A 19,400-nucleotide genomic window follows, 5' to 3' on the forward strand; every position below is an offset into this window, starting at 1 on the left:
ATCGGGCAGACGATGTCCGGGTTCTGGGAGGCGTGACGCTGGTGGGTGGCGATGTCGGAGGGCCGGATCCGGCCGGGATCACTGACGTCGCGGGGTTCGTTCGCGAGGTCGATCTGCTGCGCCGGCTGGCGGCCCGCGGCACTGGGAAGGCGCGAGTGAGCTTGACCGAGCTCGCCGGTTTGGTGGATGTGCCGCGCTCGACCGTGCACGCCTATGTGTCCGGCAAGATCCACCCGCCGTCCGACGTGTTCGACCGGATCGTCATCGCCTTGGGTGTGCCGCGCACGGCGTGGGCGAGCTGGAACGAAGCCTGGTTCCGCGTGGCCGCCCACCTCCACACGGAGAAGCATGCGGCCGATCCGCCGGCGGTTCCCCGGCAGCTGCCCCTCGGCGTCGCCGGGTTCGTGGGACGCGAGCGGGATCTGGCCGCACTCGACGAGCTGTCGAGCGGCTCGCCGGGCACTCGGGTTGCGCTCGTCACCGGGATGCCCGGGGTCGGCAAGTCGGCGCTGGCGATCCGGTGGGCGCACCGGGCCGTCGATCGCTTTCCCGATGGCCAGTTGTTCGTGAACCTGCGGGGGTTCGCCGAAGCTCCTCCGGCCGATCCGGTCGACGTGCTGTCCGGGTTCTTGCGCGCCTTGGGGATGGCTGAGCGTGAGACACCGAGGGAAGTCGACCGGCTCGCCGCGTGCTTCCGGTCCGCGGTCGCCGGACGTCGCATGGTGGTGGTGCTCGATGACGCGAGTAGTGCCGAGCAGGTGCGCCCGTTGTTGCCCGGCTCGCCGAGCTGCGCTGTCCTGATCACCAGTCGCACGAGACTGGTCGGCCTGGTCGCCAGGGAAGGAGCTGTCCCATGGGAGCTGGGGCCGCTCGGGCCGGACGACGCCGTCGCCCTGGTCCGGCACGCCGCCGGGCCGGATCGGGTCGACGCCGACCCGGCGGCGGCCGCGGAGCTGGCCGAAGTCTGCGGACGTCTCCCGCTCGCGCTGCGGATCGCCGCGGCGAACGCCCGGGTCCGGCCGGGCCTGCGGCTCTCCGCGATGGTCGAGGAGCTTCGTTCGGCTGATCCGCTCGCGGTGCTCGATGCGGCGGTCGACCGGGAGACCGCGGTGCAGAACGCGGTGGCGTTGTCCTACCGGGCGCTGAACTCCCCGGCACAACGGGTGTTCCGGCTCCTCGGGCTGTTCCCGGTCGACGGGATCGCCTTGCCGGCGCTGGCGGCCGCGGCCGAGGTGGAGCCGGAGTCGCTGGTTCCGGTCGTCGGCACCCTGCTCGACATGCACCTCCTCTTCGAGCGGACGCCGGCGCGGTACAGCCAGCACGCCTTGCTGCATTCGTGGGCCAAGCGCCGTTGCCTGGCGGAGGACGCCGACGATGTGCGTGACTCGGCGCTGCAGCGGCTGATTGCCCACTACGCAGGGCTCGCGACCGAGGCAGCGCAGCTGAGGCACCCACGTCCGTACCGGGAGAAGTATGCGTGCGCCCGATCCGGCGGTGCGTCGTTCGCGACCGCTGACGAGGCGCTGACCTGGTTCGACGTCGAATTCGCCACGCTGTCCACACTGACCCGGCAGGCCGCTGCGGCGGGCTTGCATGCGCTGGCGGCTCAGCTGTGCGTCGCCCTGCACTTCGAGTTCGAACGGCATCGTTCCGCGGAGTGGCTGCCGGTCAGCGAAGCCGCGTTCGCCGCGGTACGCGTCGCCGGGGACGCGGCCGGGCAGGTGCTGTGCCTGCGGGTGCTCAGCAGTGCGCACTGGAGCAGATCGGACCACGCCGAAGCGTTCCGCCACCTCGACGAAGCCGTGAAACTGGCTGACGAGCTCGAGGCGCCGGACCTGCGGAGGATCGTCCTGAGCGATCTGGGCCGCATGTCGATCTCGATCGGCCGGCTCCACGACGCCGCCGGGTACTACCGACGGGCTCTGGAGCTGGAGACGGCGCAGGACGGGGCAGCATCCGTCCCGAACCTCGTCGTGCTCGGCGACGTCCTCTGGGAACTGGGGGAACTGGCCGGTGCCTACGACCTCCAGACCAAGGCGATCGAGACGGCGGCTCGGCAGGGTTACCTCGCCGGGCTGCAGCTCGCCGAAAGTCACGCGGGCCGACCCGTCCAGGCGCTCGGTGACCTGGAGCGCGCCGTCGAGCACTACCGGACCGGTCTCGAGCTGTGCCGGTCGGCCGGGGAGCACGCGGACGAGGCCAGCGTGCTCGCCAACCTCGCGGGAGCGTTGCGCGACCTCGGCGAGTACGAGGAGGCGCTGGCGACCGCTCGTGACGCCCTGGCCAAAGCGACCCGGCTCGGCATGCGACGGACGCAGGCGGGCGCGCACCACGTTCTCGGCACGGTCATGGTGGAGCTCGGCCGGATCGACGAGGCCCGCACGGCGCTCGAGTCGGCACTGGACCTTTCCGTCGAGGCGGGCCACCCGCGTGGCCGCGGGGACGCACTGGTCGCCCTGTCCGCGGTGCACCTGCGGCAGGGGAGATTCGACGAGGCCTACGACCGGGCCGGTCGAGCCCTGGTCCTCAGCGAGGAGACCGGCCACGGCCTGATCCGGGCCGACAGTCTGCTCGCGATGGCCGCCGTCGAGGTCGAACGCGGCGAATGCGGGGCGGCGCGTGCCCACGCCGAGCAGGCTCGAGTCCTGCACGGACAAGCGGGCTGCCGGCTGGGTGTCGAGCGCGCTGACGCGGTTTTGACGTCGTTGCCGTCCAGACGCCGCTGAGGGGGCCGGTGTCCGGGAGCGTCCAGGTATGTCCAGGATCCGGCCGTCCTCGGCCTTGGGCGTGGTGAAGTGTGGCGGTCGTCGCCCAGTCGGGGACGATGCGCCGGTGATCGCGGGGGCACTGGCCGGCGGTTCGGCGGTTCGCAGCCATGGGGAGGTGGCGACGCCGAACCGCCGTGGCCCGCTGTGACCGCGTCGTCTTCCCGGACTCCGACTCGCCAGCAGCATCAGGCGCAGCTGTCCGCCGCCGCCGTCGCCACCGAGAAGGACCACGGAGGAAGCTCCGGCCGCCGTCAACCGGAACCCGGTCCAGCGAGCACCGGCCGCGGGTCTCACAACAGCTTGTCGAGGGTGATGGGCAGGTCGTAGATCCGCTTGCCGGTCGCGTGGTGGACCGCGTTCGCGATCGCTCCCGCGACACCGGTGATGCCCACCTCGCCCACGCCGATCAGGCCGAGCGGCATCGTCGGGTCCGGGTCGTCGAGGTAGCCGACGTCGATCGGCGGGATGTCGGCGTGCACCGGGACGTGGTACTCGGCGAGGCTCGGGTTCATGATCCGTCCCGTGCGCGGGTCGATCAGGGTCTCCTCGGCCAGTGCCATGCCGATGCCCATCACGATCCCGCCGCGCAGCTGGCTCGACGCGGTCTTCGCGTTGATCACCCGGCCGACGTCGAACACCACGACCCACCGTGACACCCGCACCTCGCCGGTGTCCGGGTCGACGCGCACCTCGCAGAACTGGGCTCCGCAGGCGGCCTTCATCCAGCGCCGCTCTGCCGCGTGCTGGCGCGACTGGGCGGACGAGGTCGCCCGCCGGTTCGCGGCCGGGAACGACGTCGTCGACGTACTGGCCGAGACGCTCGCCGTACGGACTCTGTTCTGCGACCTGCTGGGCCACACCGCGACGTCTCTGGAGCACAACGTCTCGGTCCCGGCCGCCCGCGACTTCAAGCGAGTGGTGCTGGGCACCATCGCCGACCTCAGTGTGGCGGTCGCCCAGGCGCGCCCGGACCTGACCGAGGGCGAAGGATTCGAGCTGGTCGCGGCGGCCTGCGGCTTGGCCGGGATGCTCTACCCGGCCGCGAACCCGCCGCCGACGCTGCTCGAGGTCTACGCCCAGAACCCGGACCTCGCCGCGGCGTGCGTGCCTTTTGTCCCGACGCTGAAGCGTGCGCTGGCCGCCTTGGCCGCCGGATTGCCGTCCCTGCGCTGACGACCGGGTTCGCGCCCAGGGGCCGTTCACTCGCTCCGGATCAGGTGATCATCCCGGCACCGAGGCGGTCACGGACGCAGCAGGTGGCCGACCGTCCGCCTGCGGGCGGCGGTGTTGTCCCGCCGGGGGTCGAACACCGCGTCGAGCAGGGGCAGCACCTCGTCCCGGGCGGCCCTGGTGCGCATGATCCGTTGCCACAGCCACAGGTTCAGCGCGTGGCGGCGGGGTGAGGTGGCGGCCAGGCGGACGACGTTGGCGACCCCGCGACCCGGACCGCGGTCCAACACCGGCATCCGATCAATCGATGCGGTACACGCATGGACGACGTCCGGCCGGCTACCGTCCGGCCAGGCTCGGCACCGACCGGCGCGAGGGGGCCGGCGACGTCGGCGCCGAACCGAAGCGTGCCGATCAGCGCCGGGCGACCCGGGCGATGCGGTCGACGACCTCGGTCAGCACGGAACGGGACGAGGTGAGCGAGATCCGGATGCGGCCGTGCCCACCGGGTCCGAAAGCGACCCCGGGCGTCACCGCGACCGACTCCTCGGCGAGCAGCCGCCGCGCGAACTCGCGGCAGTCGGGGGTCACCGTGGCGGAGATGTCGGGAAAGGCGTAGAAGGCGCCGTCGACGCGGCCGCAGGTTATGGCCGGGATGTCGTTGAGCGCGGCGACCACCGTCTCCGCCCGCGCGGCGTACTCCGCGGTCATGGCAGTGACCGCGTCCTGCGGTCCGGTCAGAGCGGCGACGGCACCCTGCTGGGCGAACGATCCGGCGCACGCCACGGTGTGCTGGTGCACGGTCAGCATCGCCGCCACCAGATCGGCCGGGCCGGCCGCGTAACCCAGGCGCCAGCCCGGCATCGCGTACGCCTTGGAGAGGCCGTTCACCGTGATCGTGCGCTCCGCCGCACCCGGCAAGCCGGCCACGCTGAGGTGTTTCGCGCCGCCCAGCACGATCTTCTCGTAGATTTCGTCGACGACCACGACGAGGTCGTGGCGGCCGGCGAACGCGACGAGCTCTTCGGCTTCGCGCTCGCCGACGACGTGCCCGGTCGGGTTGTTCGGGGTGTTGATCACCACCGCCCTGGTGCGGGGGGTGAGGGCGCCGGTCAGCCGGTCGGCGGTGATCCGGAACCCCTCGGACGCCGCCAGGGGAACCGGTACCGGGGTCGCGCCCGCCAGCCGGGCCATCGCCTGGTAGCTCACCCAGCTCGGCGTGGGCAGCAGTACCTCGTCGCCCGGATCGAGCACGGCCATCAGTGCGACGAACAAGGCGTGCTTGGCCGACGGGGTCACCAGTACCTCGTGGTCGGGGTCCACGTCGATCCCGTTGTCCGCGGCGAGTTTCCCGGCGATCGCGGCACGCAGCGCCGGGGTGCCCCGGCTCGGGGTGTAGTGGGTGAAGCCGTCCAGGACCGAACGGGCGGTGGCCTCGAGCACGTGGGCGGGCGCGTCGAAGTCCGGATCGCCGCCGCCGACGTCGAGCACGTCGACACCCCGCGCCCGGAGGTCGCGCACCAGGTCGTTGAGCGCGACGGTGGGGGAAGACCCGATCTCCGCGCAGCGGGCAGCCGGCCGGGGGGTCACAGCGGGCTGACGCGGGCGTCGGTGGACACCGGCAGGTGTGGGCGCCTGCGTTGCTCGTAGTCCTCGATGTCCCGCGCGAAGCGCAGGGTCGAGTCGATCGGCGACGCGCCGGAAAGCAACCGGGCCCGCGTGTCGCCGTCGAGGCTGAACGGCTCCACGCGAGCACGCCACCGCACGGACATCTGTTCCAGGTCGACGGTGATCACCGTGTCGGGGAGCGCGTCGAGCAGGTCCCACAGTTCGTCGACGGTCGCCTGCGGCAGCGTGACCGTCAGCAACCCGCCCATCAGCGAGTTCGCCCGGAAGATGTCGGCGAACCGCGGCGCCAGGACCACCCGGAAGCCGTAGTCCTGCAACGCCCACACCGCGTGCTCACGGGACGAGCCGGTGCCGAAGTTCTCGCCGGCCACCAGGATCGTCGCACCCTGGTGCGGCGGCCGGTTCAGCACGAACCCGGGATCGGCGCGCCAGTCGCCGAACAACCCGTCGGCGTAGCCGGTGCGGCCGTGCGTGGCGCAGAACCGCCCCGGGATGATCTGGTCGGTGTCCACGTCACTGCGCCGCAGTGGCGCGGCGGATCCGGTGTGGACGGTGAAGGGCCGCATCGGCGTCTCCCGCGGTTCGTCGGTCACAGGTCGGACGGGGCGGTGAGCCTGCCGGTCACGGCGGTGGCGGCGGCCACCGGCGGCGACACCAGGTGCGTCCGCGCGCCGGGCCCCTGCCTGCCCTCGAAGTTGCGGTTGCTCGTGGACGCGGTACGCAGGCCGGGCGCGATCCGGTCTTCGCCGAGCGAGACGCACATCGAGCAGCCCGCCGCCGCCCGGAACTCCGCGCCCGCCTCGGTGAACACCCGGTCCAGTCCTTCGGCCACGGCCTGCGCACGAACCCGGGCCGACCCGGGCACCACGACCATCCGCACGCCGTCACACACACGCCTGCCGGCGAGGACCTCCGCCGCGGCACGCAGGTCCTCGATGCGGCCGTTGGTGCACGACCCGAGGAACACCACGTCCACCGCCACGTCGCGCATCGGTGTCCCCGGCTTGAGGTCCATGTACTCCAGCGCTCTCTCGGCGGCCAGCCGCAGCACCGGATCGGCGAAGCTGTCCGGCGCCGGCACCCGCGTGGACAGCGGCGCGCTCTGACCCGGATTGGTGCCCCAGGACACGTGCGGCGTCAGGTCCGACACGTCCAGGTGCAGGTGCTTGTCGAACACCGCGTCGTCGTCGGTGCGCAGCGTTCGCCAGTACGTCACCGCCTCCTCGGCCGGGTCGCGCAGGTACGCGAAGGTGACGTCGTCGGGGGCGACCATGCCCGCCGCGGATCCCATCTCCACCGACATGTTGCACAGCGTCATGCGGGCTTCCATGGACAGCGCGCGGACCGCTTCGCCGCGGTACTCGGCGATGTGGCCTTGCCCGCACGAGGTACCTGCCTTGGCGATCAGGGCGAGCACCATGTCCTTGGCGGTGACACCCGGCGGCAGCGTGCCGGTGATGTCGACCGCGAGATCACGCGGACGGCGCTTGACCAGGGTCTGGGTGGCGAGGACGTGTTCGACCTGGCTGGTGCCGATGCCGAAGGATATGGCCCCGAACGCACCGAGCGTGGTCGCGTGGGAGTCGCAGCACACGATCGTCATCCCCGGGTGGACGAGGCCCAGCTCCGGGCCGATCACCGCGTAGATGCCCTGGCCGAGCCGGCCCAGCGGGAAGAACGGGATGCCGAACTCGGCGCAGTTGTCCCGCATGAGCGTGCGCTGCAGGCGCCGTCCGGGGTCGGGGTCGAACGCGTCGACCGCACGGGTCGGGGTGCTGTGGTCCTCGGTGCCCACCGTCAGGTCGGGCCTGCGTACCCGGCGGCCCGCGGCGCGCAGCGCGTCGAACGCCTGCGGGGTGTTCACCTCGTGGAGCAGCTGCATGTCGACGTAAAGGAGGTCCTCGCCATCGGCGCCGTGCCGCACCACGTGCTCGCGCCAGATCTTCTCCGCCAGCGTCGTTCCCGCCATCCGGGTCAGCACCTCCAGTACGCGGCCGCGGTGGTCACGGCGCCCTGAACACCCCAGCACCGCCGCCGCGGGCCCGGCAATCACCCGGCGACGGCCGTGGTCTCCATTTCGGGATGACGGCCTCCACCCCGGGCCGAGGGCGGCCGCCGGGGTCCGCCTCCGGCACGAAGACACGCACGGCGGTGGATCGCCAAGCTCGTGGGGGCCCATGGGGCCGAGTCCGACGAGGAGATGGTGCGCGGTGAGCTTGGTCGACTCCCAGCCGGGCGCGGCGGCACGGCACGGCCGGTGGTGGGCGGCCGGGACGCTGATCGACGCGTTCGACGAATCGGTACGCCGGTATCCGGACCGGATCGCGGTGACCGCCGGCGGAGACGACCTGAGCTACGCCGAACTCGACGTCGCAAGCCGGGAGCTCGCCGCCGCGGTGTGGGCCGTCCGGCCGGCAGGCAGGCCGGTGGCGATCCTCCTGCCCCGCTCGGCCGGTCAGGTCGTCGCGGCGCTCGCGGTGCTGCGCGCGGGCGCCTGCTACGTTCCCGTCGATCCGGCGACGCCCGAGGCCAGAGTGCACGCGATGTTCGCCGAAGCCGGTCCGGCGGCGGTGATCACCACCGCCGAGCTCGCGGACAACGTGCCTGACGGCGTCGCGACGGTGATCCCCGGGGCGAGCGGCACGGGCCTGGCCGGCGATCCCGTCGGCGTGGAGCCGGACGAACGCGCCTACGTGATCTTCACGTCGGGCACCACCGGCACGCCTTCGGGTGTCCAGGTCACCCACGCGAACGTGCTCAGCCTCTTCCGCGACACCGCCGAGCTGTTCGACTTCGGCCACGACGACGTGTGGACGATGTTCCACTCGTTCGCGTTCGACTTCTCCGTCTGGGAGATGTGGGGCGCGCTCCTGCACGGCGCGCGGCTGGTCGTCGTGGACGCCGAGGTGGCCCGCGACCCGGGCGCGGTGCGGGCGCTGCTGAGCGAAGAGCGCGTCACCGTGCTCAACCAGACGCCGACCGCGTTCGCCGGGCTCGCCGCCGTGGAACAGCACCACGGCGACCGGTTGCCCCTGCGCTGGGTCGTCTTCGGCGGCGAGGCCCTGCGGCCCGCCGACCTGGCGCCCTGGCTGGCCAAGTACCGCGACGACGAGCCCGCGCTGGTGAACATGTACGGCCTCACCGAGGCCACGGTGCACGCGACGTACCGGCGCATCACCGCCGCCGACGTCTCGGCGGGCCGCGGGCCGATCGGAACCTCGTTGCCGGGCGGGGACATCCTGCTCGTCGGCGATGACCTCGCGCCCACACCGGATGGTGCGGAAGGCGAGCTGGTCGTCACCGGACCGCGGGTGGCCCTCGGCTACCTCGGTGACCCCGAGCTGACCGCGCGCCGGTTCGTCGAGGTCGGCGGGGTCCGCGGGTACCGCTCCGGTGACCTCGCCCGCCGCACGCCGGACGGCGACCTGGAGTACCGCGGTCGCCGCGACGCCCAGGTCAAGCTCCGCGGGCACCGGGTCGAGCTCGGTGATGTCGAAGCGGCGCTGGCTGCCCTGCCGCCGGTCGCCGCGGCCGCGGCCGCCGTGCACGACGGCGAGCTCGTGGGCTACTTCGTGCCCGCTGCGGGCGGGGACCCGACCGGCCTGCGCGCCCTGCTCGCCACGCGGGTGCCCGGATACCTGGTGCCCACGGCGCTGGTCGAGCTGGCGGCCCTGCCGACGACCGTCAACGGCAAACTGGACCGCGCGGCGCTGCCGGCGCCCGAGGCCGGTGTCGCCCCGGTCACCGGCGCCGACACCGGCTCACCGCACCTGGAGCTGTTGCGTGGCCTGTTCGCCGAGGTGCTGGGGCGTGCGGTGGTCGGCCCGGACGAGGACTTCGTCGACCTCGGCGGGCACTCGCTCTCGGCGATCCGGCTGGTCAACCGCATCCGCGCGGTGCTCGGCCTGGAGATCACCATCCAGGACGTGTTCACCACGGGCACCCCGCGTGGCCTGCTCGCCCTGGCCCGCCCGGACACGACCCGGCCCCCGCTCGTCCGGTCGCCGCGTCCCGCGTCCGTTCCGCTTTCCCATGCGCAGCAACGGCTCTGGTTCCTCGACAAGGTGCACGGCGGCACGGCCGCCTACCACATCCCGTACGCACTCCACCTGACCGGCCCGGTGGACACCGGGGCGCTCGCCGCCGCGTTCGAGGACGTCGTCGCCCGCCACGAAATCCTCCGGACCGGCTACCTCGAACACGACGGCACCCCGAGCCAGCACGTGCTGCCCGCCGGGCAGGGGGCACGCCTGGCTGTCGTGCCGATCGGGGACACGGACCTCCGCGAGCGGCTCCGCGCGGCCGCGGCGGAACCGTTCGACCTCGTCACCGGACCGCCGGTGCGGGCGACCGCGTTCACCGCCGGCCCCACGGACACCGTGCTTGTCGTCGTCGTGCACCACATCGCCGCCGACGGCTGGTCACTCGGTCCGCTGTTCGACGACCTGGCGGCCGCCTACGCCGCCCGCCGCCGAGGTGCGGTGCCGGACTGGGCCGACCTCCCCGTTCAGTACGCGGACTTCACGCTGTGGCAACAGCGTCTGCTGGGCGACGTCACCGATCCGGACAGTCTCGCGGCCCGGCAGCTCGCGTTCTGGCGGGCGGCGCTCGAGGGCGCACCCGCCGAACTGGACCTCCCCACCGACCGGCCGCGCCCGGCCCGCACGGAGTTCGCGGGCGGCGACGTCGTCGTCGACGTCGACGCGGACCTGCACGCGGCGTTGGGTGCGCTGGCAGCGGCGAGTGGCGCCACGGTCGGCATGGTGGTGCAGGCCGCCGTGGCGGCGCTGCTCACCCGGCTCGGCGCCGGTACCGACCTGCCGATCGCGGTGGCGGTCGCGGGCCGGACCGACGAGCGGCTGCACCCGCTGGTCGGGTTCTTCGTCAACACGCTGATCAGCCGGGTCGGCACCGAGGGCGACCCGAGCGCGGCCGAGCTGGTCCGCCGGGTGCGTACCGCGAACCTCGCCGCCTACGACCACCAGGACCTGCCGTTCGAGCGGCTCGTGGAAATGCTCAACCCGCCACGGTCCGCGGCCAGGCACCCGCTCGCGCAGGTGATGGTCGCCGCCCAGCCCGCGGTCACCGGTGGCCACGGCTGGCCGGGGCTGACGGTGCGCGCCGAGCCCGTGCCCAACGAAGCCGCCAAGATGGATCTGTCGGTGGCTTTCGAGGAACGGCGTGACGGTGACGGCGTCCCGCTCGGTGTCCACCTGCTGCTCACCTACAGCACCGACTTGTTCGACGAGGCGAGCGGGCAGCTCGTCGCCGCCCGCCTGGCCCGGCTGCTGCGCCAGTTCGCCGAATCCCCGCAGACCCGGCTGAGCGCCCTGGACGTGCTCGGCGACGAGGAACGGGCGCTGCTGTCGCGGTGGAACTCCACCGAGGCCGGACCGCCGGACGTGCGGACCGTCGCCGAGCTGGTCGAGCGGCAGGTCGACCGGACCCCGGACGTCGTCGCCGTGGTGCAGGACGGTGCCGAGTGGACCTACCGGGACCTGGAGGACAACGCCAACCGCGTGGCGAACCTCCTGCGCGAACGGGGTGCCGGTCCCGGGGCCATGGTCGCGTTGTGCCTCGGGCGCAGCCCATGGTTCGTCGCGGCCGTGCTCGGCACGTGGAAGGCCGGGGCGGCGTATACCCCGCTGGAGCCGAGCCACCCGGCCGACCGCCGTGGCTACCAGGTCCGTGACAGCGGCGCGGTGGTCGTGTTGACCGAAGCCGGGCTGTGCGCGGAGGTCAGCGTGCCGGACGGCGTCGCCGTCGTCGAGCTCGACACCGATCCCCGGGTGTCCTCGGCGTCGACGGCCCGGCCGCGGCTCAGCGCACCCGCGGGCTCCACCGCCTACGCCGTCTACACCTCGGGATCGACCGGCAAGCCCAAGTGCGTCCTGCTGGAACACCGCGGGGTCCTGGACCGGCTGTCCGACGTCGTCGACCGGTTCGGCCTGACCCCGGCCGACCGCAACCTGCAGGTCATCTCGCTGGGCTTCGAGGTCCCGGTGCGGGAGATCTTCGGGCCGCTGTCGATCGGCGGGTCGGTGGTGCTGCTGCCGCCCGACGGCGAGCGTGACCCCGGCGTCGTGACCGCGACCATCCGGCGGTTCCGCCCGACCGTGGTGCTGTGCGCGGTGCACTCCCTGCTGGAGGCCTTGCTCGCCTACGAGCCGGACCCGGCGGACTTCGCCTCCGTCCGGCTCGTCGGCACGGGCGGCGAGGTGCTGCGCCCGGACGAAGCCGAGCGGATGATGACCGGCTGGGGCTGCGAAGTCGTCAACCAGTACGGGCCGACCGAGACCACGATGATGGCCTTCGTGCACCGGGTACGCCGGACCGACCTCGCGGGCCGCATCCCGGTGGGCACACCGCTGCGCAACACCAGGGCCCACCTGCTCGACACGTCGCTGCGGCCCGTGCCGATCGGCGTGACCGGCGAGGTCTACCTGTCGGGCACCGGGGTCGGGCGCGGCTACCTGGGGCAGCCGGGCCTGACCGCCGCCCGGTTCGTCGCGGACCCGTTCGCGGCCGACGGGACGCGGATGTACCGCACGGGCGACCTCGCCCGCTGGCTGCCCGGCGGCGAGCTGGAGTTCGCCGGCCGCACCGACCACCAGGTCAAGATCCGGGGTTTCCGGATGGAGCTGGGCGAGATCGAGACCGTCCTGGTGGAGTACCCGGGCATCGCGGCCGCGGCCGTCGTGGTCCGCGAGGACCGGCCGGGTGACCGGCGGCTCGCCGCGTACGTGGTACCGGCCGCGTCCGGCGAAGCGCCCGACCCGGGAGACCTGCGGGACTGGCTGACCCGGCGCCTCCCGGAGTACATGGTCCCGCACACGTTCACCACGCTGGCCGAGTTCCCCTTGCTGCTCAACGGGAAGCTGGACCGGGCGAAGCTGCCGGCCCCGGACGCGGCGCACGAGGTCACCGGCCGCGGCCCGCGCACACCGCACGAGGAGGTCCTGTGCGGGCTCTTCGCGGAGGTGCTCGGCCTGCCCGAGGTCGGGATCGACGACGACTTCTTCCACCTCGGCGGCCATTCGCTGCTCGCGGCGCGGCTGATCAGCCGGGTGCGGGCGACGCTCGGTGAAGACCTGGCCATGCGCGTCCTGTTCGAAGCGCCGACGGTCGCCGCGTTGGTGCCCCGCCTGGGGCAGGGCAGCAGCGCCGACTCGCTCGAGGTGATGCTGCCGCTGCGCCGGACCGGCACGCGGGAGACGGTGTGGTGCATCCACCCCGGCGGCGGCATCAGCTGGAGCTACGTCGGGCTGCTGGGGCACGTGCCCGCCGAGTTCCCCGTCTGCGGGATCCAGTCGCACGGCCTCCTGCACCCGGACGAGATGCCCGCGACGATCGAGGAGATGGCCGCGGACTACGTGCGCCGGATCCGGGCCGTGCAGCCCGGCGGCCCGTACCACCTGCTGGGCTGGTCGCTCGGCGGTATGGTCGCCTTCGAGATGGCGGTGCAGCTGCGCGCCGGGGGACACGAGGTCGGGCTGCTCGCGCTGCTGGACTGCTACCCGGGGATGCCCGACCACTTCCGGGTCGACGACGCCACCATGCTGCGCTCGCTGCTGGACCCGACCCGGCCGGACATCGTGCTCGAGGAAGGGTCGGCCGAGCTGGCCAAGGCGGTCGAGATCATCCGCCAGGACACCGGAGCCCTGGCCAACCTCACCGAGCCGGAGGTGGTCGCGCTGATGAAGACCATGGCGCACAACCGGTACATCGTCCGGCGGTACGAGCCGACCTTCTACGACGGGGACGTCACGTTCTTCCTGGCGACCGAAGACCGGGTGGCGGGCGCCCCGACCGAGCAGGTGTGGCGGCCGCACGTCGGCGGGCGGCTGGCCTGCCACCACGTGCGCGCGGCCCACATCACCCTCGGCAACGCCGAACCCATCGCCCACGTCGGGCGGGTCGTGGCCGGCGTGCTGACCGGACGGGAAGACGGGACGGAGACCGATGTCCAGCCTGCGCACTGACCTGGCCATCCTCAAGGACCGCGCGGTGCGCCGGCTGCTCTGCGCGCGCGTGGTGTCCCTGCTGGGCAACGCGATCATGCCGGTCGCGCTGTCGTTCGCGGTGCTCGGCCTGCCCGGCGGCACCGCGACCGACCTCGGGCTCGTCCTGGCGACCAGGATGGTCGCCCAGCTCGTGTTCATCCTCGTGGGCGGGGTGATCGCCGACCGCCTGCCGCGCTACCGGGTGATGATCGGAGCGGACCTGGCCGCCGCCGTCATCCACGGCCTGCTTGCGTTGGTGGTGATCGCCGGCGCGGCGACCCCGTTGCTGCTGGCCGGGCTGGCCGCGCTCAGCGGCGCGGCGGCCGCGCTGTTCGAGCCGGCGTCGCGCTCGGTCGTCCCGCAACTCGTGCCCGCGGAAAGCCTGCAGTCGGCCAACGCGCTGCTGAAGTTGTCGATGCGCGGGGGCAGCATCCTCGGCGCAGCCGTCTCCGGTGTGCTGGTGGCCACGGTGGGGGCGGGGTACGCGCTGGCGGTGGATGCGGCCACGTTCGTGCTCTCCGCGGTGCTGCTGCTGGGGGTGACGGCTCCGCCCGCCGCGGCGGTGGAACCGTCCGGCACGCTGTTCGCCCAGTTGCTCGGCGGGTGGCGCGAATTCACCGCCCGCCGCTGGGTGTGGGTCGCGGTCGGGCAGATGGCCCTGGTGAACATGCTGCTCGCGGGGGCCTTCTACGTACTGGGGCCGGTAGTGGCCGAACGGTCGCTCGGCGGCGCACCCGGCTGGGGGGTCGTGCTCGCCGTGCAGGCGGTCGGGTTCGTGGTGGGCACCGGTCTCGCGATGCGGCTGCGGCCCCGGCGGCCGGTTCTCGTCGCCGCGCTGAGCACGGTCCTGTTCCCGCTGTCGCTGTTCTCCCTCGCCGCCGGTGCCCCGCTGGTCGCGGTCGCGGCCGCGGTGTTCGCCGCGGCCCTGGCCATCGACGTCTACGAGGTGCTGGTCGACACCGCGCTGCAACAGCACGTTCCCCCGGCGGCGCTGTCCCGGGTGATGTCGTACGAGGCACTGGGATCACTGGCCTTCGTGCCGCTGGGCGCGGCGATCGTCGGCCCGGTCTCGGGGCAGGTGGGTGCGCCGGCGGCCCTGGTCGGGGCGGGGGTCCTGATCGTGCTGGCCGGGGTGGTCATGGCGGTGCTGCCGTCGGTGCGGGCCGTCAAGGCCGTGCCCGAGGACGCGCCGGCCCCCGCGCCGGCCGGCCCCGGGCCGGAGAGCGGGCGGGCGGCATGAGCACACCGGCCCTGAAGTTCCCGCGGTGGCTGCTGCGCAAGCCCGACGACGACGCCGAAGCCCGCGTGTTCTGCCTGCCGTACTCGGGCGTGGGCGCCTCGATGTTCAACCGGTGGCCCCGGTGGCTCGGCGGCGCCGGACGGGTGGAGGTGTGCCCGGTTCAGCTGCCGGGCCGGGAGAACCGGCTCCGCGAGCCCCATTTCGGCACCTACGAACGGCTCGCCGACGCCATCGTCGCCGGCCTGCACGGCTACTTCGACCGGCCGTTCGTCCTGTTCGGACACTGCGCGGCCGCGTTGCCCGCGTTCGAGACGGCGGTGCGGCTGACCGAACGCGGCCTGCGCACGCCCAGCGCGCTGGTGGTGTCCGCGCAGGCGCCGCCGCACCACTGTCCGCACGACCGGTTCCTGGACCTCGGCGACGACGAGCTGACCGCCGAGCTCGGGGCGATCGCGGTCGCCCGCGGCGGCACCGCGCACCCGGACCTGATGGACCTCACGCTGCGGGTCCTGCACCTCGACCTGTCGGCGACGCGCCGATACCACCGGCCCGTGACACCCGTGCCGTTCCCGGTGACCGTGGTGCACTGGGCCGACGACGCCGAGGTCGATCTCACCTTGCTGGGCGACTGGCGTGCCTACTCCGAGGACACCCGGCCGGTGCGGCTGCCCGGCGGGCACTACGAGTTCCTGAGCGCTCCGCCCGGTCTGCTCGACCTGCTGGCCGCGCGAGCGCTCCCGGCGATCGCGAAGGAGTGATCACACCATGGTGAAGACAAGCCCGGTCGAGGCCGGCACGGTCGACGGCGCGTTCGCCGTGATCGCCCGGCGGTTCCCGGACCGCGTCGCCGTGCGCGCGGGTGAGGTGCGGCTGACCTACGCGGAACTGGACGCGGCCTCCGACCGGGTCGCGGACACGCTGCGAGGCCGGGGAGCCCGCCCAGGCGACGTCGTCGGCGTGCGGATGGCCCGGTCCGCCGAGGCCGTCACCGCCCTGCTGGCGATCCTCAAGGTGGGCGCCGCTTACCTGGGTCTCGACCACCGCCATCCGGCCGCGGTGCGCGAAGGCATGCTCGCCGACGCCGGGGCCCGGCTGGTGCTCGACGACGAGGTCGCCGCAGCCCCTGAGGCCCCCGAGGCCACCGGAGCGCCGGCCCCCGCAGTCGTCGCGGATCCCGAGCGGGTCGCCTATGTGGCGTTCACCTCGGGCTCGACGGGCCGGCCGAAGGGCGTGCGCGTGCCGCACCGCGCGGTCCTGCGGCTCGTGGCCGATCCCGCCATCGCCGAAACCGGGCCGGACGACGTGTGGCTGCAGTTCGCGCCCATCGCGTTCGACGCCTCCACCCTCGAGATCTGGGGTGCGCTGCTGACCGGCGCCACGCTTGCGGTCGTCCCCGCGGAAACCACCGCGATCGCCGATCTGCTCGACTATGCGGCGGCCGCGCGCGCCAGTGTCCTGTGGCTGACCGCCGGGCTGTTCCACGAGGCCGCCGGCGCGGGCCTGGACCGGTTGCGCGACCTGCGTTACCTGCTGGCGGGCGGGGACGTCCTCGATCCGGCCGACGTGAACACCGCGCTGCGGCAGCTTCCCGGCTGTGTCGTGGTCAACGGCTACGGCCCGACGGAGAACACGACGTTCACCTGCTGCCACCCGGTCCACGAGCCGCTGGACGGCCCGGTGCCGATCGGCCGGGCCGTCCACGGCACCGGCGTGCACCTGCTCGACGAGCGGTTGCGCCCGGTGCCCGACGGCGAGACCGGGGAGCTGTACACCGACGGCCTGGGCCTCGCCCACGGCTATGCGGGCAGGCCGGCGGAGACGGCGGCGCGGTTCGTCGCCAACCCCTTCGCCGTCCGGCCGGGAGCGCGGATGTACCGCACCGGGGATCTGGCGCGCCGGCGGCCGGACGGTGCCCTCGAGTTCCTGGGCCGGCGCGACGGCCAGGTCAAGATCCGCGGCTTCCGCGTGGAGGTGGACGAAGTGACCGCGGTGCTCGCCGGGCATCCCGCCGTGTCCCAGGCCGTGGTGCTCGTCGAGGACGGCGCCACGGGCCGCTCGCTCGCCGGGTACGCCGTGACCGGCGCGTCCGTACCCCAGCTGCGGGAATGGCTGGTGGCCCGGCTGCCGGAGTACGCCGTGCCGGCCGGCATCCACGTCCTCGACGCCTTGCCGCTGAGCGCCAACGGCAAGGTCGACCGGGCCGCTCTCGGCGCGCTGGGCACGCGGGCCAGGCCCGAGGTGAACGCCGAGTACCGGGCGCCCGCCACCCCCGGGGAACACGCGGTGGTCGCGCTCTGGTCGGAGCGGCTGGGGATCGGCGGGATCGGCGCGGACGACGACTTCTTCGAGCTCGGCGGCCACTCGCTGCTTGCCGTCGGCCTGGTCGAGCACCTCCGTGCCCGGTACGGGGTGCACATCTCCCCGCTGGACTTCTACCTCGATCCGACCCCGGCCGGACTGGCCAGGCTGGTGGACGCCCACGACCGGACCGGGACGGTGCGGCGATGACGACCTGGACGACGACCGGCCTGACCGCCGAACTGTGCGCGGTCCTCACCGGACGGCTGGGACAGCCGATCGGCCCCGGCGACGACTTCTTCGCCATGGGCGGTGACTCGCTGATCGCGCTGCGCGTCGTGGCGGACGCCTCCGAGCGCGGGATCGACCTGACGTTGCTCGACCTGTTGCGGCACCCCGTCGCGGCCGATCTCGCGGCCCACCTGTCGGCCGGTGCCCACGACCGGCTCGACGACCTCGACGGCATCGACGACCTGCCGCGGCAGGCCGGTGTTCTCCCGCCCGTGGACCTCGCCCTCGCCCCGGCCGGGGTGGCCGAACTGCTCACGGCGGGTGAGCTGCCGCTGGGCATGATCTACCTCTGCGACAGCAGCGGCGACCCCGAGCTGTATCACTCGGCGATCGGGTTCGAGGTGGGCCTGCCGTTCGACGAGGACCTGTTCGGCGCGGCGCTCACCGGCCTGTGCGCCCGGCACCCGGCCCTGCGGTCGTCCTTCGACCTCGGCAGCTACTCCGCGCCGGCCCGGGTGGTGTGGGACGAGCCCCGGGCGGTGCCGGTCAGCGTGGTGGACGCCGGCGAAGACCCCGCGGACCCGGCGTGGCGGAAGCACCTGCCGATCGACTGGCGCACCGCGCCGCTCGCGCGCTGCCACGTGCGCCGCGGGCCGGGGTCGTTCCGGGTCACGCTGGTGGTGCACCACGCGATCGTCGACGGGTGGAGCTACGGACGGCTCGTCGTCGACCTGCTCACGCTCTACCACGCGGCGGCGACCGACTCGGTCCCCGCGCTGCCCGTTCCTCCGGAAGCGGTCCACCGGCGGCATGCCGAAGCCGAACAGCGCGCGATCGCGGACGCCGGGTCGGCGGCCTTCTGGGGGGCCCGCGCGGACGTCCCGCCGCTGCTGTTCGACCGCGGGCGGTTCGCGGGCGCGGCCAACGCGGAGCAGTCCGTCCGGTGGCGGCTGCCCGCCGGCTTGGCCGCCGGGCTGCGGGACGCCGCGGCGCGCATCCGGGTGCCGGTCAAGGCACTCGCGCTCGCCGCGCACCAGTGGGCACTGGGCGGCCTCGCCGGCCGGGACCACGACGTGGTCACCGGCGTCGTGGTCAACACCCGGCCCGCGGTGCCGGGCTCGGACCTCGTGGTGGGCCTGTTCCTCAACACGGTGCCGGTGCGTGCGGACCGGCTCGCCACGACGTGGGCCGCCCTGGCCGAGGCCGCGCACACCGCCGAGCGCGAGTCGGTGCCCCACCATGCCTACCCGCTGGCCCACCTCGAGCGCGCGCTCGGCCGCCCCGCCTTCGACGCGGTGTTCAACTTCACCCACTTCCACGTCTACGACGAGCTCGACGCACTGGACGGCCTGCGGCTGGGAGCGTGGTCGGTCGTGGGCAAGCCGAGCTTCCCGATGCGGGTGGACTTCGAGCTCGGCGGCCGCGCCGACGGCGACCAGGTCGAGGTCGCCTACGACCCGGCGCTCCTGGAGGCCGCCGCCGCGGCCCGCTTCGCCCGGTTGTTCGGGCATGCGCTGCGTTCGGCCGCCGCCGCCCCCTTTTCGGCCGCGGGAGTTCCGCCCGCGGACGTCGCCGACGACCAGGGATGGACATGACCGAGACCATCGAGCACCAGACCACGTCCGCCCTCGTCACCGGCCTGCTGGACATCATCGACCGGCAGCGGTGGGACGACATCCCCTCGGTGCTCGCCGAGGACTGCGTGGTGGAGCGGCCGGGCGCGGCCCCGCTGACCGGGCTGCCGCGGATCGACCGCTTCTACCGGGAGGAGCGTCCCATCCGGGAGGGCAGGCACGTGGTCGAGCACCTGCTCACCGGACCGGGCACGGCCGCCTGCTGGGGTGTGTTCACCGGGACGACCACGGACGGGACCCGGATGGAGGTCCGGTTCGCCGAGACCTATCGCATCCGGTCCGGCCGCATCGTGCGGCGGACGACCTACGTGCACCCGCCGGCCGGGCACTGACCCGCGCCGGGGGTGAGGCCGAGTTCTTTCTTCACGTGACTTGGCAGCTATCTCGTGGTTAGCTGACCTCGTCGGAGCTTTCCGCCCGACGGAAC

General features: G+C 73.4%; 13 protein-coding genes. 8 read left to right on the forward strand and 5 right to left on the reverse strand.

Translation table 11 applies throughout. The features are described 5' to 3' along the window. Window positions 1-155 precede the first annotated feature (155 nt). Window positions 156-2,726 (forward strand): tetratricopeptide repeat protein, encoded by a 2,571-nt coding sequence (locus ACLJQF_RS27455; RefSeq protein ID WP_410612825.1) that lies wholly within the window; start codon window positions 156-158, stop codon window positions 2,724-2,726. Window positions 2,727-3,058: 332 nt separating this feature from the next. Here the strand turns inward: ACLJQF_RS27455 and ACLJQF_RS27460 are convergent, their stop codons facing one another. Next, complete coding sequence (locus ACLJQF_RS27460; protein WP_410612827.1) at window positions 3,059-3,490, reverse strand: xanthine dehydrogenase family protein molybdopterin-binding subunit; 432 nt, start codon at window positions 3,488-3,490, stop codon at window positions 3,059-3,061. Here ACLJQF_RS27460 and ACLJQF_RS27465 point away from each other — a divergent pair. After that, on the forward strand, window positions 3,438-3,941 hold the full coding sequence (locus ACLJQF_RS27465; RefSeq protein WP_410612829.1) for a hypothetical protein: 504 nt from the start codon (window positions 3,438-3,440) through the stop codon (window positions 3,939-3,941). The genes ACLJQF_RS27460 and ACLJQF_RS27465 overlap by 53 nt on opposite strands. A gap of 68 nt (window positions 3,942-4,009) precedes the next feature. Here ACLJQF_RS27465 and ACLJQF_RS27470 read toward each other — a convergent pair whose 3' ends face one another. The 4 genes from ACLJQF_RS27470 to leuC form a co-directional block, all read right to left on the reverse strand. Next, window positions 4,010-4,234: a hypothetical protein gene (locus ACLJQF_RS27470; protein ID WP_410612831.1), complete on the reverse strand. Its 225-nt coding sequence runs from the start codon at window positions 4,232-4,234 to the stop codon at window positions 4,010-4,012. Window positions 4,235-4,352: 118 nt separating this feature from the next. After that, window positions 4,353-5,528: a pyridoxal phosphate-dependent aminotransferase gene (locus tag ACLJQF_RS27475; protein WP_410612833.1), complete on the reverse strand. Its 1,176-nt coding sequence runs from the start codon at window positions 5,526-5,528 to the stop codon at window positions 4,353-4,355. Further along, a complete protein-coding gene (gene leuD, locus ACLJQF_RS27480) occupies window positions 5,525-6,133 on the reverse strand; it encodes a 3-isopropylmalate dehydratase small subunit (RefSeq protein ID WP_410613257.1) in 609 nt (202 codons plus the stop codon). Before leuD ends, ACLJQF_RS27475 begins: the two co-directional genes overlap by 4 nt. Before the next feature lie 23 nt (window positions 6,134-6,156). Further along, complete coding sequence (gene leuC / locus ACLJQF_RS27485; RefSeq protein ID WP_410613259.1) at window positions 6,157-7,545, reverse strand: 3-isopropylmalate dehydratase large subunit; 1,389 nt, start codon at window positions 7,543-7,545, stop codon at window positions 6,157-6,159. Window positions 7,546-7,777: 232 nt separating this feature from the next. Between leuC and ACLJQF_RS27490 the strand changes: the two genes are divergently transcribed. The 6 genes from ACLJQF_RS27490 to ACLJQF_RS27515 are packed head-to-tail and all read left to right on the forward strand — an operon-like array spanning window position 7,778 to window position 19,305. Next, window positions 7,778-13,549, forward strand: a complete 5,772-nt coding sequence (locus tag ACLJQF_RS27490; protein WP_410612835.1) for an amino acid adenylation domain-containing protein — start codon at window positions 7,778-7,780, stop codon at window positions 13,547-13,549. After that, window positions 13,530-14,810 (forward strand): MFS transporter, encoded by a 1,281-nt coding sequence (locus ACLJQF_RS27495; RefSeq protein ID WP_410612837.1) that lies wholly within the window; start codon window positions 13,530-13,532, stop codon window positions 14,808-14,810. The genes ACLJQF_RS27490 and ACLJQF_RS27495 overlap by 20 nt, the downstream gene beginning before the upstream one ends. After that, window positions 14,807-15,568 carry a thioesterase II family protein gene (locus tag ACLJQF_RS27500; protein ID WP_410612839.1) on the forward strand — a complete coding sequence of 254 codons (762 nt, stop codon included), beginning with the start codon at window positions 14,807-14,809 and terminating at the stop codon, window positions 15,566-15,568. Before ACLJQF_RS27495 ends, ACLJQF_RS27500 begins: the two co-directional genes overlap by 4 nt. A gap of 7 nt (window positions 15,569-15,575) precedes the next feature. Continuing rightward, window positions 15,576-17,318, forward strand: a complete 1,743-nt coding sequence (locus ACLJQF_RS27505) for an amino acid adenylation domain-containing protein (RefSeq protein ID WP_410612841.1) — start codon at window positions 15,576-15,578, stop codon at window positions 17,316-17,318. Beyond that, window positions 17,315-18,934 (forward strand): condensation domain-containing protein, encoded by a 1,620-nt coding sequence (locus ACLJQF_RS27510; protein WP_410612843.1) that lies wholly within the window; start codon window positions 17,315-17,317, stop codon window positions 18,932-18,934. Before ACLJQF_RS27505 ends, ACLJQF_RS27510 begins: the two co-directional genes overlap by 4 nt. Beyond that, window positions 18,931-19,305: a nuclear transport factor 2 family protein gene (locus ACLJQF_RS27515; RefSeq protein WP_410612845.1), complete on the forward strand. Its 375-nt coding sequence runs from the start codon at window positions 18,931-18,933 to the stop codon at window positions 19,303-19,305. Before ACLJQF_RS27510 ends, ACLJQF_RS27515 begins: the two co-directional genes overlap by 4 nt. The last annotated feature ends 95 nt before the right edge of the window (window positions 19,306-19,400 follow it).

It is taken from the genome of Amycolatopsis sp. lyj-109 (assembly GCF_046548995.1).
GTDB lineage: Bacteria > Actinomycetota > Actinomycetes > Mycobacteriales > Pseudonocardiaceae > Amycolatopsis.